1 protein-coding gene is annotated in these 795 nt (G+C 69.6%); it reads left to right on the top strand.

The window, feature by feature from the left end; all coding sequences use genetic code 11:
- Window positions 1–795 (top strand): GMC family oxidoreductase N-terminal domain-containing protein (locus tag ACZ2IA_RS22775; protein ID WP_470294870.1); only part of this gene is annotated, 795 nt, incomplete at both ends.

Raw genomic sequence — 795 nt, 5'->3', positions numbered from 1 at the left:
CGACTACATCATCGTCGGCGCCGGCTCGGCCGGCTGCGTGCTGGCCGCACGGCTGACCGAGGACGCCGACGTGTCGGTGCTGCTCTTGGAAGCCGGCGGCCCGGACTGGCGGCTAGACTGGCGCACGCAGATGCCGGCGGCGCTCGCCTACCCGCTGCAGGGCACCACGTACAACTGGGCCTACGTCACCGAGCCGGAGCCGCACATGGGCGGGCGCCGGATGACGCAGGGCCGCGGCAAGGGCCTCGGCGGCTCGTCCTTGATCAACGGCATGGTCTATATCCGCGGCAACGCGATGGACTACGACGGCTGGGCCGAGAACAAGGGCCTGGAGGACTGGAGCTACGCCGACTGCCTGCCTTACTTCCGCAAGGCCGAAACGTACGACAAGGGGGCGAACGACTACCACGGCGGCGATGGCCCCTTGCACGTCACGACACCGAAGCCCGGCATCAGCCCCTTGTTCGATGCCTTCATCGAGGCTGGCGAGCAGGCCGGCTACCCGGCGACCGACGACCTGAACGGCTACCGTCAGGAAGGCTTCGGCCCGATGGACCGCACCACCACCGCCAACGGCCGTCGCTGCAGCACCTCGCTCGCGTATCTGGATCAGGCGAAGGACCGGCCGAACCTGACCGTGCACACACGCGCCCTGGCCGACCGCATCGTGTTTTCCGGCAAGCGCGCCGTCGGCGTCGTCTATCTGCAGGGCGATGAGCCGCGCGAGGCGCGCGCCAGCCGCGAGGTGATCGTGTCCAACGGCGCGATCGCGTCGCCGCAGCTGCTGCTGCGCTC

The organism is Crenobacter sp. CS_VA4 (assembly GCF_055597485.1).
The sequence above is the reverse complement of the archived record's forward strand: the minus strand, read 5'-3'. Positions and strand labels throughout refer to the sequence as shown.